This is a genomic window from Streptomyces sp. NL15-2K (assembly GCF_030551255.1).
Taxonomy (GTDB): domain Bacteria; phylum Actinomycetota; class Actinomycetes; order Streptomycetales; family Streptomycetaceae; genus Streptomyces.
Genome location: NZ_CP130630.1, coordinates 9,365,143 through 9,382,342 on the forward strand (window position 1 = coordinate 9,365,143; position 17,200 = coordinate 9,382,342).

The 17,200-nt window shown below is 72.7% G+C and carries 14 protein-coding genes and 1 pseudogene; 5 read left to right on the plus strand and 10 right to left on the minus strand.

The window, feature by feature from the left end; genetic code table 11:
• Positions 1-37 precede the first annotated feature (37 nt).
• Together Q4V64_RS41845 and Q4V64_RS41850 are read right to left on the minus strand one after the other, a co-directional pair.
• Positions 38-667, minus strand: coding sequence for a hypothetical protein (locus tag Q4V64_RS41845; RefSeq protein ID WP_124438182.1), 630 nt, complete (start codon positions 665-667; stop codon positions 38-40).
• Between the two features lie 91 nt (positions 668-758).
• Positions 759-1,967, minus strand: a complete 1,209-nt coding sequence (locus Q4V64_RS41850; protein ID WP_124438181.1) for a pyridoxal phosphate-dependent aminotransferase — start codon at positions 1,965-1,967, stop codon at positions 759-761.
• A gap of 86 nt (positions 1,968-2,053) precedes the next feature.
• Here Q4V64_RS41850 and Q4V64_RS41855 point away from each other — a divergent pair, with 86 nt between their 5' ends.
• The gene (locus Q4V64_RS41855; RefSeq protein WP_124438180.1) at positions 2,054-2,680 is read left to right on the plus strand and encodes a helix-turn-helix domain-containing protein; all 627 of its coding nucleotides are present in this window, start codon (positions 2,054-2,056) and stop codon (positions 2,678-2,680) included.
• A gap of 42 nt (positions 2,681-2,722) precedes the next feature.
• Here Q4V64_RS41855 and Q4V64_RS41860 read toward each other — a convergent pair whose 3' ends face one another.
• From Q4V64_RS41860 to Q4V64_RS41870, 3 genes are read right to left on the minus strand one after another with little or no spacing between them, the layout of a single operon-like run.
• Entirely contained in the window at positions 2,723-3,520 is a 798-nt protein-coding gene (locus Q4V64_RS41860) for a hypothetical protein (RefSeq protein WP_124438179.1), read from the minus strand.
• Positions 3,520-4,785 (minus strand): VWA domain-containing protein, encoded by a 1,266-nt coding sequence (locus Q4V64_RS41865; RefSeq protein WP_124438178.1) that lies wholly within the window; start codon positions 4,783-4,785, stop codon positions 3,520-3,522. The genes Q4V64_RS41860 and Q4V64_RS41865 overlap by 1 nt, the downstream gene beginning before the upstream one ends.
• Positions 4,786-4,830: 45 nt before the next feature.
• Entirely contained in the window at positions 4,831-6,330 is a 1,500-nt protein-coding gene (locus tag Q4V64_RS41870) for an IucA/IucC family siderophore biosynthesis protein (protein ID WP_124438177.1), read from the minus strand.
• 101 nt (positions 6,331-6,431) lie between these two features.
• Between Q4V64_RS41870 and Q4V64_RS41875 the strand changes: the two genes are divergently transcribed.
• Complete coding sequence (locus Q4V64_RS41875) at positions 6,432-7,946, plus strand: IucA/IucC family protein (RefSeq protein ID WP_253266797.1); 1,515 nt, start codon at positions 6,432-6,434, stop codon at positions 7,944-7,946.
• A 65-nt stretch (positions 7,947-8,011) separates the two neighbouring features.
• Here Q4V64_RS41875 and Q4V64_RS41880 read toward each other — a convergent pair whose 3' ends face one another.
• On the minus strand, positions 8,012-8,524 hold the full coding sequence (locus Q4V64_RS41880) for a MarR family winged helix-turn-helix transcriptional regulator (RefSeq protein ID WP_124438176.1): 513 nt from the start codon (positions 8,522-8,524) through the stop codon (positions 8,012-8,014).
• Positions 8,525-8,622: 98 nt separating this feature from the next.
• Here Q4V64_RS41880 and Q4V64_RS41885 point away from each other — a divergent pair, with 98 nt between their 5' ends.
• The 3 genes from Q4V64_RS41885 (at position 8,623) to Q4V64_RS41895 (ending at position 11,963) form a co-directional block, all read left to right on the plus strand.
• Entirely contained in the window at positions 8,623-9,291 is a 669-nt protein-coding gene (locus Q4V64_RS41885) for an NAD(P)H-dependent oxidoreductase (RefSeq protein WP_124438175.1), read from the plus strand.
• Positions 9,292-9,376: 85 nt separating this feature from the next.
• Positions 9,377-10,165, plus strand: coding sequence for an SDR family oxidoreductase (locus Q4V64_RS41890; RefSeq protein ID WP_124438174.1), 789 nt, complete (start codon positions 9,377-9,379; stop codon positions 10,163-10,165).
• 544 nt (positions 10,166-10,709) lie between these two features.
• Entirely contained in the window at positions 10,710-11,963 is a 1,254-nt protein-coding gene (locus Q4V64_RS41895) for a vanadium-dependent haloperoxidase (RefSeq protein ID WP_124438173.1), read from the plus strand.
• A gap of 43 nt (positions 11,964-12,006) precedes the next feature.
• Here the strand turns inward: Q4V64_RS41895 and Q4V64_RS41900 are convergent, their stop codons facing one another.
• From Q4V64_RS41900 to Q4V64_RS41915, 4 genes and pseudogenes are all read right to left on the minus strand, one after another.
• A complete protein-coding gene (locus Q4V64_RS41900) occupies positions 12,007-14,328 on the minus strand; it encodes an arylsulfatase (protein WP_124438172.1) in 2,322 nt (773 codons plus the stop codon).
• A pseudogene (locus tag Q4V64_RS55560) lies at positions 14,325-14,477 on the minus strand (formylglycine-generating enzyme family protein); the annotation flags it as partial. The pseudogene Q4V64_RS55560 and the gene Q4V64_RS41900, both read right to left, overlap by 4 nt.
• Before the next feature lie 56 nt (positions 14,478-14,533).
• Entirely contained in the window at positions 14,534-16,348 is a 1,815-nt protein-coding gene (locus tag Q4V64_RS41910; RefSeq protein WP_124438170.1) for an ABC transporter ATP-binding protein, read from the minus strand.
• Positions 16,345-17,199 carry an ABC transporter permease gene (locus Q4V64_RS41915; RefSeq protein ID WP_124438169.1) on the minus strand — a complete coding sequence of 285 codons (855 nt, stop codon included), beginning with the start codon at positions 17,197-17,199 and terminating at the stop codon, positions 16,345-16,347. The genes Q4V64_RS41910 and Q4V64_RS41915 overlap by 4 nt, the downstream gene beginning before the upstream one ends.
• Position 17,200 lies beyond the last annotated feature (1 nt).

Below are 17,200 nucleotides of genomic sequence, written 5' to 3' on the forward strand. Positions count from 1 at the left end.
TCGTTGACGCTCTGACCGACCGATCTTGGCACGCGCGTCACGCCCTGCGCGGGGATGCCAGCAGATAACGGTCCCTCGTCCGCGGTTCCGTGTGCTCGCCCACCTGCCAGCCCGCCTGCTCCAGCGTGGCCGCGCAGGCGCGCAGCGCACCGGGATCCGCCTCGTGCACGGCGACGGCCTCCGGCTGCGGGGTCGCGCGCACCCGGTAGCCCCCGGAGTCCCGGCCCGCCGGACGGTGGCCCGCGGCCTCCAGGGTGAGCGCGGCGGCCTGCACCAGATGCGCGCGCTCCCAGCCGCACGGCCGGTCGGTGGCGCCGTCCGGATTGGTCATCCGCCGCAGCTCCAGCAGCCCCTGCCAGGCGCTGTGCACCTCGCGGACGCGGGAGGGACCGGTGTCCGGCGCCTCCTCCTCGCCGCCGACGCGCGCGGCGAACACGCCGGCCGTCGCGGGAGCCTGCCCGGCGGGCTCGTGGATCTGCTCCACCCCCTGCCGCACCCGGTGCCCCTCCGGCGTCAGGAAGTGGTCGTGCGGCGGCCGTGGGTGCCGGAAGGCGAGCCCACGCTTGACCAGCGCCGTGAGCTGCGCCTCCGTGCCTTTCAGGCGCCCGGTGACGGGATCGGCGGCGTCGATGACACGCCGCTGCGCGGCGGTCGGCGGTCGGGTCACGGCGTGCTCCTCTCCCGTGAGGTCCTGGAGATCAGCCCCTTGGAAGACTACGACGCGCCTGTGACATTCCGGCCCGCGTCCCAGACCGCCGTTACTGCCGGTAGCCGCTCAGGAACCGACCGATCCGCCCGATCGCCGCCTCCAGGTCGTCCGCGTACGGAAGCGTGAGGATGCGGAAGTGGTCCGGGGTGGGCCAGTTGAAGCCCGTGCCCTGGACGACCTGGATCTTCTCCCGCAGCAGCAGGTCCAGGACGAACTTCTCGTCGTCGTGGATCTTGTGCACCTTGGGGTCGAGGCGCGGGAACGCGTACAGCGCGCCTTTCGGCTTCACGCACGACACACCCGGGATCTCGTTGAGCTTCTCCCACGCCACATCGCGCTGTTCGCGCAGGCGCCCGCCCGGCGTGGTCAGCTCCCGGATGGACTGGCGGCCGCCGAGCGCGGCCTGGATGGCGTACTGCGCGGGCGCGTTGGCGCACAGCCGCATGGAGGCCAGCATCGTCAGGCCCTCCAGGTAGTTCTTCGCGTGCTGCCTCGGGCCGGTGATCACCAGCCAGCCCGAGCGGAAGCCGGCCACCCGGTACGTCTTCGACAGGCCGCAGAAGGTCAGCACCACCAGGTCGGGGGCGAGCGCGGCGACCGAGTGGTGCACGGCGTCGTCGTACAGGATCTGGTCGTAGATCTCGTCGGCGAACACCATCAGGCCGTGGCGGCGGGCGAGGTCGAGGATGCCCTCGATGATCTCCTTGGGGTAGACGGCGCCGGTGGGGTTGTTGGGGTTGATGATGACCACGGCCTTGGTGCGGTCCGTGATCTTCGACGCCATGTCGTCCAGGTCCGGGTACCAGTCGGCCTGTTCGTCGCACAGGTAGTGGACCGCCTTGCCGCCCGCGAGGGTGGTGACGGCCGTCCAGAGTGGGAAGTCCGGGGCGGGGATGAGGATTTCGTCGCCGTCCTCGACCAGGGTCTGTACGGCCATCGAGACCAGCTCGGAGACGCCGTTGCCGAGGAAGACGTCGTCGACGCCGACCTCCAGGCCGAGGGTCTGGTAGCGCTGGGCGACCGCCCGGCGGGCGGAGAGGATGCCGCGCGAGTCGGTATAGCCGTGCGCCTGCGGGAGCATCCGGATCATGTCCTGGAGGATCTCCTCCGGTGCCTCGAAGCCGAACAGCGCGGGGTTGCCGGTGTTCAGCCGCAGCACGCTGTGGCCCGCCTCCTCCAGTGCGTTGGCGTGCTCGATCACCGGGCCGCGGATCTCGTAACAGACCTCGCTCAGCTTGCTCGACTGCCGGAACTCCATGCGCTTACGCCCCTCCGGTTGTGGTGTTGCTTGGTTTTACCAAGTAGACCCTTGGAAAGTCCAACAACATGTCTAGACTGCGTCGCATGTCACCTCGCCGAAGCTACGACCAGTACTGTTCCGCCGCCCGAGCGCTCGACGTCGTCGGCGACCGCTGGACCCTGCTGATCGTCCGCGAACTCCTGGCCGGCCCGCGCCGCTACACGGACCTGCACGCCGACCTGCCGGGCGTGAGCACCGACGTCCTCGCCTCCCGGCTGAAGGACATGGAGCGCGACGGGCTGACGACGCGGCGCCGACTGCCCCCGCCCGGTGCGGCGTACGTCTACGAACTGACCGGGCGGGGGCGGGAGTTGCTGCCCGTGTTGCAGGCGCTCGGGGACTGGGGGCAGGCCGAGCTGGGCGAGCGGCGGCCCACCGACGCCGTACGGGCGCACTGGTTCGCGTTGCCGCTCCTGAGGGCGCTGGAAGGAGAGGGTCTCGTCGAGGTACGGCTCGAGGAGGGCGACTTCCATCTGTACCTCGGCGCCGAGGAGGGGCCCGTGTACGGCGACGGTCCCGCTCCGGGGGAGCCCGACGCCCGGCTGGTCCTGGACACGGCCACGTGCACGGCTGTGGGCCGTGGGGAGTTGAGCGTGGTGGACGCGGTGCGGGGCGGGCGTATCGAGGTGACCGGCGAGGGCGCCTTGGCGAAGGCACTGCGGGAGGCCTGAAAAGGCCAGGAGGCCCGCTGAATCGGGCCTCCTGTCGCTCCGTCAGACGCCCGGCGGCACCCGCGACGGTCGTCCCGAGCCTCGCGTCAGCGCATACCCGCCGATCCCAGCGAGAGCGGCCAGCACACCGCCCAGCGCCGTCCACACCCACCGGTCGGACCACCAGCCGGAGGACCAGCCGTCGTCGGGCTCGATGCCGGACAGCACGGCGGAAGTCGGCTCGTCGTCCTCGGACGTGACCGCGATCCCCGGCACCAGCGGCTTGGCCAGCGAGCCGTCGACCGCCGCCGCCCCGCCGATGTCCTCGGAGCCGACGCGGATCTCGGCGTCGACCGGGAGGCCCAGGTCGGAGGTGGCCAGATCCACGACCGTCAGCCGGACGTAGTACGTCCCCGGCAGCGGGTCGTTGGCCCATGGCTCCGACCACGCACGCACCGTGCGCAGCACGCAGGTCAGCTCCACGGCGGCGGAGCCGGACGCGGCGGTGCGCGTCTGTGCCCCGTACTGGCAGGCCTGGCGGCGGCGCAGACCGTCGTACACGTCGATCTGCCAGGTCTCGGCGGCGTGCGTGTCCGGCAGCTTCACCGTCGCCTCGACGGTGGGGCGCTGTCCGGCGTCCGCGGGGAACGACCAGTACAGGTAGTCGCCCGCGGAGCCGTTCGCCGTGGCCGTCTGCCCCTGGTCGATCTCGGTCGCCGTACGGAAGGACGTGCCCGCCGCGGTGGGTGACCCGTCAGCCCCGCCGTCCGCCGAAGGGGACGGTGAGGAGTCGGCCACGGCCGGGGAGACCGCCAGTCCGAGCATGAGCAGGGCAGCGCTCAACACGCATGTGATCCGCATCAGTTGGTCCTCCAGACCGCGACCCGCCAGCGCGACAGCCAGCCCCACAGCACACCGGCCAGGAAGCCGGTGAGGATCAGCGCGCCGAGCAGCCACCAGCCGCGACCGAGGCCGAAGGAGGCCACGTCACTCGCCGCCGACGGCCCGTCCACGACGTCGACGGTCAGCTCCAGCGGCAGACCCGGCGTCGTCTTCACGCCGGACGCCGCCGAGAAGGAGTGGGTGACCTGGAGGCACACCGTCTCGGCGGTGGCCTCCTCGTCGTCGCTCTCCGCCTTCGGGTATCGCAGACCCGTCGACATCACGTCCGTACGGCCGTTGCCCGCCGCCTCGCCGCGCACGATCTCCCGGTCGTGGACCGTGACGGCCCGCAGCAGCACGCCGTACGACGGGTTCACGGCCCGGTCCGCCGACACGCTCACCGAGGCGCGCAGCTCCTGCCCGGGCTCCACGTCCACGCGGTACCAGCGCTGCTGCCCGAACTCCTCGCGGTCGGTGTACAGACCGGACTTCAGACCCGGCGCCTTCGCACACTCGTCCGCACCCTCCGTGGCCACCGGCGTCACCACCGGATCGGCCGCCCGGTCCACCAACTGGTTGACGCGGTCGGTGAGTTCGTCGGTGTGCTCCACCGAGGTGTACGTCCCGCCGGTCGCCTCCGCGATGCAGCTGAGCTGCTGCCGCATCTTGGTGTTGGGGACCAGGCCGAGGGTGTCGATGGTCAGGCCGATGCCCTTGGCCGCGATCTCGCGGGCCACCTCGCACGGGTCCAGCGGGGCGCAGGTGTCCTCGCCGTCGCTGATCAGCACGATGCGCTTGGAGCCGGTGCCGCCGTCCAGGTCGTCGGCGGCCTTGAGCAGGGCGGGGCCGATCGGCGTCCAGCCCGTGGGCGTGAGGGTCGCCACCGCCGTCTTGGCCTCGGTGCGGTCCAGCGGGCCGACCGGGTAGAGCTGCGCGGTGTCCTCGCAGCCCGTCTTCCGGTCGTCGCCGGGGTAGTTGGCGCCGAGGGTCCGGATGCCGAGCCGGACTTCTTCGGGTGTCGCGTCCAGCACCTCGTTGAAGGCCTGCTTCGCCGCGGCCATCCGGGACTGGCCGTCGATGTCCCGGGCCCGCATGGAACCGCTCACGTCGAGGACGAGGTCGACCTTCGGCGCGTCCTCGCCCGTGGGTTCGCCGGCGGCCGCCGCGACCGGGAAGGCCAACCCGGCCGTCAAGGCGGCGAGCAGGGCGCACACTCCTGCCGCCAGCCGTTGTCTTGTGATCATCGGCGGATCTTATGGATCAAGTGGGTCCCGCTCCAAAACGGCTGCTCAGTGCAGCGGATTGGGCAGGTCGGTCCACTGGTCCCCGGGGGTGCCCGGGGAGAGCCGCATGAGCGTCAACGCCTTGGCGGGCAGCCGGTCTTCGAGCAGTGCGAGGAGGTCCGGGGTGCGCGGAAGGTCCGGTACGGCCGTCTCCAGCGCCGCCCGTAGCGCCGGCGCCGAACCCGCCGTACCCGCGAGGGCCCCGGCCACCATCGACCCGAACAGCTTGCGCCGCAGGGTCGTTTCGTCGTCCGTGACGATCCGGCCGGTCAGCTCCGGGACCGGGATGCCGTGCCGGGCCAGCCGGGCGGGGCTGATCCGGATGTCGGCGAGGTCGCGGTAGACCAGCCGCAGCGGGGCGCCCGACGTGGACAGGACGACCAGAAGGTTCTGGCCGTGTGCCTCCAGGGCCACGCCCAGGTCCAGCAGTCGCAGGCCGACCGTGAGGGCGAGCCGGGCGAAGTCGGCGAGCCAGGCGGGGGAGTCGGGCAGCTCCGTGGTGGCGAGGGCCGCCACCGGCACGACCCGCTCACCGCGCTCCGTGGCCGCGTACACCTGCGGCGACTCCCGCAAGACCGCCGCCAGATCGGGGGAGTCGGCCGTGACCGCGCCCAGCGTGCGGGTGACGTGCAGCAGGCCGTCCATGCGGGCCGCCAGCGTCTGCGCGAACGCCGAGAGGGTCGCGGACAGGCCGATCGAGTACGCCGAGATGTCCCGCACGGACGAGGTCAGCCGCGCGCTGAGCGCGGTCTTGACATGCGGTCCGTCCGGTAGGGCCAACGTACGCAGAGACATCAACGGATGCGCGTCGAGCCCCCTGTCACCGGAGCGCTTGAGCACATGCTCCGCCTGCCACGGATGCACCGGCATCAGCAGCCGTTCCCCCTCCCGCAGCGCCTCCGGCCACGCGCCCGTCACCAGGCACTCGCCCGCCGGGACCGGCACCAGCCCCAGCCGCACCAGCGGCCCGTGCTCGGGGCCGTAGGCGAGCTGCTCCGCCACCGAGAAGCCGGGCCGGGCACGGCAGTTGGGATGGAACGGATGCCCGTCGACCACCCGCTGCTCCCACTCCCAGTCCCTCGCCGGCCACTCTTTCGAGTGCGGTCGCCGTCCGGCCCGGGACAGCGCCAACGAGGCGACACTGTGGCCGAGTTCGGCGGCGAGGCCGCTGCCGTGCGGTACGGCGAGATCGGTCATCAGCCGCGCCGGATCGTCGTACGCCACGTCGTCGAGCCGTAGGGCGGTGACGTACGCGGAGGTGGCGTACGGGTCCGGGTGCGGACCGTGCAGCCGGCGGCCGTCCGAAAGGCGCAGGGCGAGTCCCTCCCGGCCGGCCGTGCGGGACGCGACCCACGGCAGCGGTTCATGGGCGAGCGCACGCCACAGGCGGGTCAGCACGGCCGCGCGGGCGCCGGGCAGCGCGGCCGTGTACCGCGGCACGAGGCCGGGGCGTACGGCGGCCAGCTCCTCGGCGACCTCGGCCTCGGCGGTGGAGGGACGGTGCACGGTCGGGCTCCTCGGGTACGAGTGGTGTGTCACGACAGGTGGTGACGACAGACATACTGATCGTCTCCGCCCGAACGGACCGCAGAGAACGAGTGGAACGCGTGGATCCCTTCCCCCCGCCCCCCGCCGACGACGCCGCACCGCGCGACGACGTCGCGGACCGCGCCGACGCCTACGCGGCGGCGCCCCTCCTGAACTGCCTGCTGAGGGAGGTGGCCGAGCCCCTCCAGGGGACCGGCCGACGCCGCGTGTACCGGCTGCCCGGGGGAAGACTGCTGCGCGTGCGCGGCGAGCGGCGGCCCGCGGAACCCGAGGTGTACGCGGGGGACGGCTGGCGGCGCGTCGGCCACCCGGAACTCGTCAAGCTCGTCGCCGAGGAACTGGTCCGGCACACCGGCCTGCCCAACCACGAACTGCCCGCCGAGATGATCGACAGCCGCGACGCGGTCGCCGCCCTGCTCACCGCCCGCGCCGGCGCGACGCCCCCCGGCGACCCCTACCTGCTCTCCGAGCAGTCCCTCCTCACCGGCCACCCCCGCCACCCCGCGCCCAAGGCACGCGGCGGCGGCCCCGTCGCCGGCTGGCTGCCGTACGCGCCCGAGGCGCACGCCCGCTTCCCGCTGGCGCTGCTCGGCCTGCGCGCGGACACGGTCGTCGAGGAGGGCGACACCTCCGCCCTCGACACCCTCGGCGAGGCCCCGCCCGGCTACCGGCTGCTGCCCGCCCACCCCTGGCAGCTCGACCTGGCCGCCCGCGACCTCGCCCCGGCCTTCGTCGACGGCCGCCTGATCCGGCTCGGCGAGACGGCCTTCGAAGCCTGGCCGACCGCCGCGATCCGCACGCTGTACGCCCCCGAGCGGGACCTCTTCCTGAAGTTCAGCCTGGATGTGCGCATCACCAACGACATCCGCCGGCTGTGGCGCCACGACCTGTTGAAACTCCGCCGTACGGACGCGGCGGTACGCACCGCCTTCGCCGCCCTCGACGGCCCCGCGGCCTGGCTGAGCGACAGCGGCTACCGCACGGCCGACTTCGCCTTCGAGGAACTCGCCGTCCTGGTCCGCGACGGACTGCGCGCTCACCTGGTGCCCGGCGCGACCCCGCTGCTCGCCGCCGGGTTGGTGGAGGATTTCGCGGGCAGCCCGCTCGACGGTACGGCCGATCCGGCGGCCTGGTGGGAGGCGTACCTGGCCCAGGTCGTGCCCCCGGCCCTGGCGGCCTTCGCCGACCACGGCGTCGTACTCGAAGCGCATCTGCAGAACACCCTGGTCGCCGTCGACGCCGACGGTACGCCGGTGCAGGCGTTGTTCCGGGACGCCGAGGGCGTGAAGCTGCTGCCGGAGGTGTCCCGGGCGGCCGGCTGGGAGCGACTGGTGTACTGCCTGATCGTCAACCACCTCAGCGAGATCGCCGCGGCCCTGGCCGAACACCGTCCCGGCCTCGACCCCTGGCCCGCCGTACGCCGTGAACTCTCCCGCCACGACCTCCCCGAGATCCCCGCCCTGCTCACCTCGCCCACGCTGCCCGGCAAGACCAACCTGCTGCTGCGCTGGACGGGCGCGGACGGAGCCGATGCCCGGTATCTGCCGCTGCCGAACCCGCTGGCCCGTACCTGAGCGTGGCGTGACCACTGTTCGACAGGTGAACCGCGAGGACCACGCGCCCGCCCCGTCCCCGTCGGTCAGGGCTGGGGCGGTGCGCAGGCGTTGCCGGTCTGCTGCCCGTCCTCGATCCGTTCGACCGGCGCGCCGACGAGCTGGCGGAGCACGGATCGCAGCGCCTGCTGAGACGGGGCGTCCAGGTCGGCCAGCAGACGGTTCTCGATCGCCTCGACGTCGTCGCGTGCGGCGTCGAGGGCACGGCGGCCGTCGTCGGTCACCTCGACGATACGGGCCCTGCGGTCGGCGGGGTCGGGGCGGCGGCGGACCAGGCCGGCCGACTCCAGCTCGTCGATGACCAGGACGAGCTTGCTCTTGTCGACCGAGACGGCCTGGGCGAGCGAGAGCTGGCTCCTCATGGGCGCCTCGACGATGGCCATCAGGACCGTGTAGCCCCACAGACTCATGCCGTGCTCGCGCACGACCGAGGTCTCCGCGCCGGCGAGCCCCTGCTTGAGCCGGGCGAACAACCAGTGCAGATCGCTGTGGAGCCGGCTGCCCGACGCCCGGTCGCCGGCGGGAGTGGTGAGGGACATGTCAGCAGGATAGCAAAGGAATCAAATCGTCTTGACTTGAGATTATCTTGGTCTAATCTGGTTTCGACTTCAGATCATCTTGCCTGGAAGGGAATGCTGTGGCGCATCTGCTGCACCTGGACGCCAGTGCCCGGAGTGAGTCGTTCTCGCGGGAACTCGGCGCAGCCTTCGTCGAACACTGGAAGGCCGCCCATCCGGAAGGCACCTACACCTATCGGGACCTGGTGGCGGAGCCGGTCGCGCCCATCGACGAGGCCCGGGTCCGGCTGGCCACCCGGTCCTCCCTGAACGGGGTGCGGGACATCGCGGCCATGGACGAAGTGGTGGCCGCCGCGCCCGAGCTGGCCAAGGCGTGGGCGGCGACCCGCCCCCTCATCGAGCAGCTCCTCGAGGCGGACGTCATCCTCATCGGGACGCCCATGTACAACTTCACCGTCCCCGGCTCGCTCAAGACCTGGATGGACCGGGTGACCCTGCCGTGGCTGCCGCTCGCGGGGAAGTCCGCCGTGATCCTCAGTGCCCGCGGCGGCGCCTACGGCCCCGGTACTCCCCGGGAGCCCTTCGACTTCCAGGAGCCCTTCCTGCGCGCCTACTTCTCGATGCTGGGCCTCGCGGACGTGGAGTTCGTGCACACCGAGCTCACCCACGCTCCGGTCATGCCGTTCCTGGCGCAGTTCAAGGACGACCACGAGGCGTCCCGCACCGCCGCTCTGGACGCGGTCGAGGCGCTGGCCACCCGCGTACCCGCACAGACCCCCACGGCCTGAGGCCGTACCGGCGGCCGGGCGGGCCCCCTGGGCCGACCCGGCGTCACGCAACGCACTCACGTACGAAGAGAGGACATCCCGCACGATGGATACCGCACTCAAGGACCGTGTGGTCCTGGTCACCGGCGCTTCCACCGGTATCGGCGCAGCGACCGCCCGGGCCTACGGCCAGGAGGGCGCCCGCGTCGCCATCACCTACCGCAACAATCCGGAGAAGGCCGAGAAGGTCGCCTCCGAGATCGAGGCCGCCGGCGGGCAGGCCTTAGTGGTCCGGCTCGACCTGGAGGACCTGCACACCGTCGAGGAGGCCGCGAACACCGTCATCGAGCAGTGGGGCGGGATCGACGTGCTCGTCGCCAACGCCGTGCGCTGGGGCGGCGACGGCCCGCCGGACCCGAGCATCCGCTTCGAGCACGTGCCGCTCGAGGAGTGGCAGGCCATGATCAGCGCCAACCTGATCGGCGCCGCCGCCCAGGTCCGCGCGGTCCTGCCGAGCATGCGCTCGCGCGGCTGGGGGCGAATCGTGCTGATCTCCTCCAGCGTCGCCGAGGAGGGCGTGCCCGGCCCCGGTCCGTACGGAACGGCCAAGTCCGGTCTCTACGGCCTCGCCCGCGGTCTCGCCTGGGAGGCCGGCCGGGACGGCATCCTGGTCAATGTCGTGGCTCCCGGCTTCACCCTGACCGACAGTCGCCCGCCCATCCCCAAGGCCATCACCGACAAGCTGGCCTCCGGTACGCCCACCCGTCGTCTCTCCGACGCGGACGATGTCGCCAAGCTGGTCCTGTTCCTCGGCTCGGGGGCCAACGGCAACCTCACGGGCGAGGTCGTCCGCGACGGTTCGTCCGCGGCACGCGCCCCGCACGTCGGTCCCTGACGCGCCGGCATGGGCCGACGTATGAGCCCGGTGGACACCGATACCGCCGACGGACTCGAGTTGGGGACCTGAGCCGCCCCGAACCTCTGACGGCATTCCCGGCCCATGCGTTCGCGGCTGCGTAACGTACGCGTGGCGGCAACGCGAAACCCTCGTTGCGATGCGGACCGACCAACAGCCCCCCGTTGACCGGCACTTCGGCCTTGGATAGCGTCGTCGGCCATGCGGTCCACTCTGCGGTTCACCCAGCGACGCGCCGTCGATCTGATGCGCGTCGCCGCCGCGCTGTGTAGCTGACCCGTCATCGCGCCGCCGCGGCGGCCCGCACGTCGAACCGCCCCTCGCGTCGGCCCCGTTCGCCCGCGTGCCCGGCGGCACAGCTCACCAACGCGAGCCCGGTTCACCAACGCGAGCCCCGTTCACCAACGCAAGCCCGCGATCCCGCACGTCCCCGATCTTGCATGTCCGCGAACCTGCATGTCCGCGAACCCGCACGTCCGCGAACCCGCACGTCCGCGATCCCGCACCTCCGCGAAGGAGTCCCGTGAACCCGTTCACAACCCGCCGTTCCGCCCTGGTGACGCTGGGCTCGGCCGTCCTGCTGGCCGGCGCCGGCACCGCCTCCTCCGCCGCGGCGGAGGAACGGCCCGCCCGCCCGTCCGCCGCGCTGGACTGGTACGACACGACGGCCGCGACCGTCGCTGCCGGCGGGGCCACCACCCAGATCACCAACAGCCGGACCTGGGCCGTCAGTTGGCTCGCGGCGGCCCGAGCCACCCGCGAGGTGCCGCCCGGCGTCGACCGGCGGGACTTCCAGGACGCGGCCCTGGCATCCGCCGTACACGACGCCCTGGTGGCACTGATCCCGTCCCGCACCCAGGAACTGGACACCGCGCTGCGCACGACACTGGACCGCGTCCCGGACGGACCGGCCAAGGCGAAGGGCGTGGCGGCCGGTGCCCGCCAGGCACGGCTGGTCCTCGCCTCGCGCGAGGGCGACGGTCTCGACCCGGCCTCGGTGAACGCGCCGTTCACCGTGCCGCCGACGGCCCCCGGCGTGTGGCAGCCGACGCCGCCCGCCTACGCCCCGGCCGCACAGTACGGCAACCGGATCGCCAGGCCCTTCCTGCTGGACAGCCCCGACCAGTACCGGCTGCCCGCGCCGCCCGCCCTGGAGTCCGCCCGCTACCGGGCCGAACTGGCCGAGGTGCGGGCGTTCGGGGCCGTGGACAGCACCGTACGCACGGCGCCGCAGACCGAGACCGCCACCTTCTGGTTGGGCTCTTCGCTGACGCTGTACACCGAGCCGCTGCGGGTCGCCCTGGCCCGGTCGTCAGGGTCCGTCCCCGCACAGGCCGCGCTGGTGGCGCTGTTCCACCTCGCCCTGGTGGACACGCAGATCGCCACGTCCGACACCAAGTACGCCCACCTGCGCTGGCGCCCGGTCACGGCCATCCGCACCGGCACGATCGACCCCGACCCCGACTGGACGCCACTGCACGTCACGCCGGCCCATCCCGACTACCCCAGCGGCCACAACACGTACTCGGGAGCGGCGGAAACCATCCTCACGGCGCTCACCGGCCCCCGCACCGCACCGTTCGAGCTCACCAGCCCCACCGCCCCCGGAGTGACGCGCACGTACACGGCCTGGAGTCAGCTGTCCCAGGAGAACGAGGACGCCCGGGTGTACTCCGGCATCCACACCCGCTCGGCCGACGTGGCCGGCCTCGCTCTCGGCAAGCGGGTCGCGGTGCACGCGCTGCGCAACGCGGGGCGTCTGTTCGACGTGCGGTGAGCGCCGCCCGCCGGCCACCCGGCGGCGCCGTCCCGAACGTTCCCTACTCGAACGCGGCCGCCGCCTCCCGCAGGGCCTGAGCCACCGCCTGGGGCGAGTCCGGGCCCGGTGCGCCCGGGTCGTAGGTGACCGAGCGGAGGGCGCCGGTGTAGCGGAAGACACCGTGGCGCTCGTACAGCGGCCAGGAGACCGGGGACTTGCGGTCGAGGCCCACGCTGACGCCCTGGAACGGGGCCATGCCGATGAGCTGGTGGACCGGTTCGGGTGTGGCACGTTCGGTGCCGTCCACGGCGAGGGCGAAGCGCCAGCGCAGACCGGGTTCGGCGGTCGCCGTGAGGAGGACGGTGCGGGTCCCGGGGCCGAGGGGGCCCGCGTCCGCCTCGCGCAGGGCGCCGTACTCGTTGTAGGCGAAGCGCAGGCGGCCGTCCTCGACGTACAGGCTGTAGCCGCCGCCCTGGTCGCCGTGCGAGACCAGGACGCCCGCGTCGCCCTCCTCGTACGACTCCAGCTCGACCGTGACCGTGAAGGAGCGGAAGGCGATCAGGCGGGAGGAACGGTAGCGCTCGAGTTCGGGCGTGCCGGGGAGCAGGGTGACCGGGCGGCCGAGCTTCTCCTCCGCCGGGCCGCGCAGGGCGAGGGCCCCGGAGGCGTCCTGGAGCGGGAAGACGCCGTTGCGCCAGGCCGCCGCCTCCCAGGCTGCCGCCAACTCCTTGACCAGTTCCGGGCGTTGGGCCGCGAGATCGTGGATCTCCGTCGGATCGGTGCGGATGTCGTACAGGGCCCACTCCGAGTCGTCGTACGGCGTGCCCGGGCGGTGCAGGGTGACGAGTTTGTGGCCGTCGCGGTAGTGGCTGCGGTTGCCGGTCATCTCGCAGTACTGCTCGGGGTGGGTGCTGTCGGCGGCGGGATCGGTGAGGACAGGGGCGAAACCGAAGCCGTCCTGCTCCTGGACGGGGTGGCCGTGGCGGGAGTCCGGGCGGGTGATTCCCGCCAGGTCCAGCAGCGTCGGGGCCAGGTCCGTGACGTACTGGTACTGGTGGCGGACGCCGTCGTCGTCGGGGGAGCGGCGCAGGCCGCGCGGCCAGGAGATGAGGAACGGGACCCGGACCCCGCCCGCGTAGGTGTGCCGCTTGTACAGCCGGAACGGGGTGTTGGACGCCATGGCCCAGCCCCGCGGGTAGTGCACCAGGCCGCGCGGGCCGCCGATCAGGCCGGGGTCGCGCTCCACGTCCGCCGGCCAGTCCTGGGGGAGGCGGGGGTGGTGGGCGAAACGGCTGAAGTAGCTGCGGCTGCCCTCGGCACCGCCTTCACCGCTGCCGCCGTTGTCGGAGGTGAACACGACGATGGTGTTGTCCGCCTCGCCCAGCGCATCCAGGGTGTCGAGCAGCCGGCCGAGGTTCTGGTCGACGTTGTCGACCATCGCCGCGTACACCTCCATGTAGCGGGTGTACAGGCGCTGTTCGTCCTCGGAGAGATCGTCCCACGCGGCCACGTCGAGTCCGTCCTCGTGGTTCCGGGCCGGGAGTTCGGTGTCCTGCGGGAACAGGCCGTCCGCCTTCTGGCGGGCGAAGCGGGCCTCGCGCAGCGCGTCCCAGCCTGCGTCGTAGCGGCCCCGGTGGCGGGCCACGTCCTCCGGTTTGGCCTGGAGCGGGGCGTGGACGGCGTTGTGGGCGAGGTAGAGGAAGAAGGGCTTGTCCGGGTCGTGGGCACGCAGGGACTTCACCATGGCGATGGCCTGGTCGGTTATGTCGTCCGTGTAGTAGTAGCCCTCCGGGAACTCGTCGATGTCCAACGGCGAGTTGTCACGTACCAGTTGGTGGGGGTGGAAGAGGTTCGTCAGGCCTTCCAGGACGCCGTAGTACTGGTCGAAACCCTTCTGGAGCGGCCAGTTGGAGCGGTCGGCAGCCGCGCTGGACGAGGAGTCGCGGGTCAGGTGCCACTTGCCGACCGCGCAGGTCGCGTACCCGGCGTCGCGCAGCGTCTCGGCCAGCGTGGGGAAGTCGTGCGCGATCTCCATGCCGTAGCCGGGAAAGCCGGGGTCGGCGTTGGCGACCATGGCGTAGCCGACGCGGTGCGGGTTGCAGCCGGTCAGCAGCGCGGCGCGGGAGGGCGAGCACAGCGGCAGGGTGTGGTAGTTGGACAGGCGCACACCGCGCTCGGCGAGGGCGTCGAGCACCGGCGTGGGGATCTCGGCGCCGAACGGGCCGATGTCGCTGTAGCCCATGTCGTCGAGGTAGACGACCACGATGTTGGGCGTGCCGGACGGGGGCGCCGGCTTCTCGGGCCAGGCGGGCCGCGACTCGCTGAAGGTACGGCCGACGTGGCCCGGGAAGTTCTCGTACGGATCGCGGCGCGTGGTGGTCATGCCGGGGCCTTTCCAGTGGGCGCGGAGTCACGGGCGACGCGGGAACCGCCGTGGCCGGTGGTGGAGTCGGGGGTGTTGCCGGGGCGGGCGGCGACGCGGTAGCGGTTGCGGCAGGAGGCGTGGCAGAGGTGTGAACCGCCGCGGACGACCGGCCGGGTGGTCGCCCGGCGTCCCGGACCGCGGCAGGTGAGGGGCGCAAGGCCGGTCATGCGGTGGGTGCCTCCACAGCGGCGGCCGGAACGGGATCCGGTGCCGCGGCCATCAGAGCCGCGGTGTAGGGGTGTCGAGGGTCCTCGCACACCTCGTCCGCGGGCCCCGACTCGACGATCCGGCCCCGGTGCATCACCGCGATACGGTGGCTGACCTGCCGTACCACCGCCAGGTCATGGGCGATGAAGAGCAGCGCGAGCCCGAGGTCGCGCCGCAGATCGGCCAGCAGGTTGACGATCTGCGCCTGCACCGACACGTCGAGCGCCGAGACGGGCTCGTCGCACAGCAGCACCGACGGCTCGGGAGCCAGGGCGCGGGCGATGCCGATGCGCTGGCGCTGGCCGCCGGAGAAGGAGCGGGGGAGGCGGTCGGCGGCCGCCCGGTCCAGGCCGACGAGTTCCAGGAGCTCGGCGACCCGTGCCTGGCGTGCCGCGCGGTCCGGGCGCAGCCCGTGGACACGGAGGGGCTCGCCGACGATGTCGCCCACGGTCATCCGGGGGTTGAGGGAGGCGTACGGGTCCTGGAACACCATCTGCACCTGGCGCCGCAGGGTCCGCAGCGCCGGACGGGAGGGCCGGGTCACGTCCTCGCCGCGCAGCCGGATCGTGCCGCCGTCGGCCGGATGGGCGTGGGCGAGCAGCCGGGCCAGAGTGGACTTGCCGGAGCCCGACTCGCCGACGATCCCCAGGGTCTCGCCCGCGTGCAGCGTCAGGGCGACGTCGTCCACGGCGACGAGACGGCTGCGGCGGCGCCCGCGGAACTCCTTGCGCAAGCCGGAGGCTTCCAGCACAGGGGTGCCCCGGGCGGCGACAGCCCGCTCGTCGGGTGCGGCCGCCGTGACGGGCGGCTTCCTGTCCCGGTGCCAGCACGCCACACCCTCTTCCAGCGGCGGTGCCTCGCTCCCGCACCGCTCGTCCGCCAGTGCGCACCGCTCGGCGAACGCGCACCCGGCAAGGGGCAGGGACAGGTCCGGCGGCGTGCCGGGAATGCCGACGAGCCGGGTGCCGGAGGGGGAGGACAACCGGGGGACGGCGGCCAGCAGTCCCGCGGTGTACGGATGCCGGGGACGAGTGAGGACGTCGGCCGTGGGCCCGTCCTCGACCACCGTGCCGCCGTACATCACCAGCACCCGGTCGCAGGAGCGGGCGACGACCCCCATGTTGTGGGTGATGAGGAGCAGCGCCGTGCCGGTCTCCTCGTTGAGCTCGGCCAGCAGTTGGAGGATCTGCTCCTGGACGGTGGCGTCGAGGGCCGTGGTCGGCTCGTCGGCCAGCAGCACGTCCGGCTCGTTCGCGAGGGCCATGGCGATCAGGATGCGCTGGCGCTGGCCGCCGGAGAACTGGTGCGGGTGGTCGTCCAGTCTGCGCGGCGGATCCGGGATGCCGACCAGGTCGAGGAGTTCGGCGGCACGGGCCCGGCGGGCGGCGCGGTCGCCGTGACCGTGGGCGCGCAGCACCTCGTCGAGTTGGGTGCGGACCGACAGGACGGGGTTGAGGGAGGTCATCGGGTCCTGGAAGATCATCCCGATCCGGGCGCCGCGCACGGCACGCAGCTCCTGCTCGCTCGCGGCCGTCAGATCGGTGCCGTTCAGCCGCACCGAACCGGCGGTGATCCTGCCCGTCCCCGGCAGCATCCGCGTCAGCGCCAGCGCGGTGGTGGACTTGCCCGATCCCGACTCACCGACGACGGCCAGGGTCTCACCGCGTCGCAGGCGGAAGTCCACGTCCCGTACGGCGTGGACGGTCCGTCCGTCCGGTGTGCCGAAGTCGACGCTGAGGCCGCGTACGTCCAGCAAAGGGGGTGTCGTCATCGGCGTATCTCCCGGTTCAGGGCCTCGGACAGCAGTGAGAGACCGAGGACGAGCAGGGTGACGGTGAGCAGCGGCCAGGCGGCGAAGAAGGGCGCCTGCGCCAGGTAGGGCAGCGCCTGGCCGATCATGCCGCCCAGGGTGGGTTCGGGCGGGCGTACGCCGACCCCGAGGAAGCTCATGGCGCCCTCCAGGAACACGGCGATGGTGAGGGAGACCGCGACCTGCACCACCAGCGGGTCGGCGCAGTTGGGCAGGATGTGCCGCAGCAGGAGCCGGGCCCGGCCGGTGCCGCCGACCCGCGCGGCGACGGCGTACTCGCGCTCGCGCTGGACGAGGATCCCGGCTCGCAACTGCCGTCCGAACACCGGGATTTCGACCAGGGCGATGACGACGACCACCGGCAGCCGGCCCGGGCCGAGGACGGCCGTGATGGCCAGCGCCAGGATCAGGCCCGGGAAGGCCAGCACCAGGTCGAACAGCCGCTGCACCACCGTGTCCAGCACCGGGTGCGTCGCGGCGAGGAGGGCGAGGGAGCAGCCGAGCAGCGCGCCGATCGGCACTGCGGCGGCGATCACCTCGAGGTCGGTGCGGGTGCCGTACAGCACCCGGCTGAGCAGGTCGCGGCCCAGGTCGTCGGTGCCGAGGAGGTGGCCGGGGCTGCCGGGGCCGAGCAGGGCGTCGCCGCTCTGGTCGGTCGGGTCGTGGGAGGTGAGCAGCGGGGCGAGCAGGCCGGCGAGCACCACCAGGCCGACCAGCAGCAGGCCGACGCGGCCGCGGGCGGTGGTGAGAGCGGTGACGTAAGGGTGGCGGGCGGCCCGCTTGCGCACCGCCGTGATCGAGAGGGTGGCCATG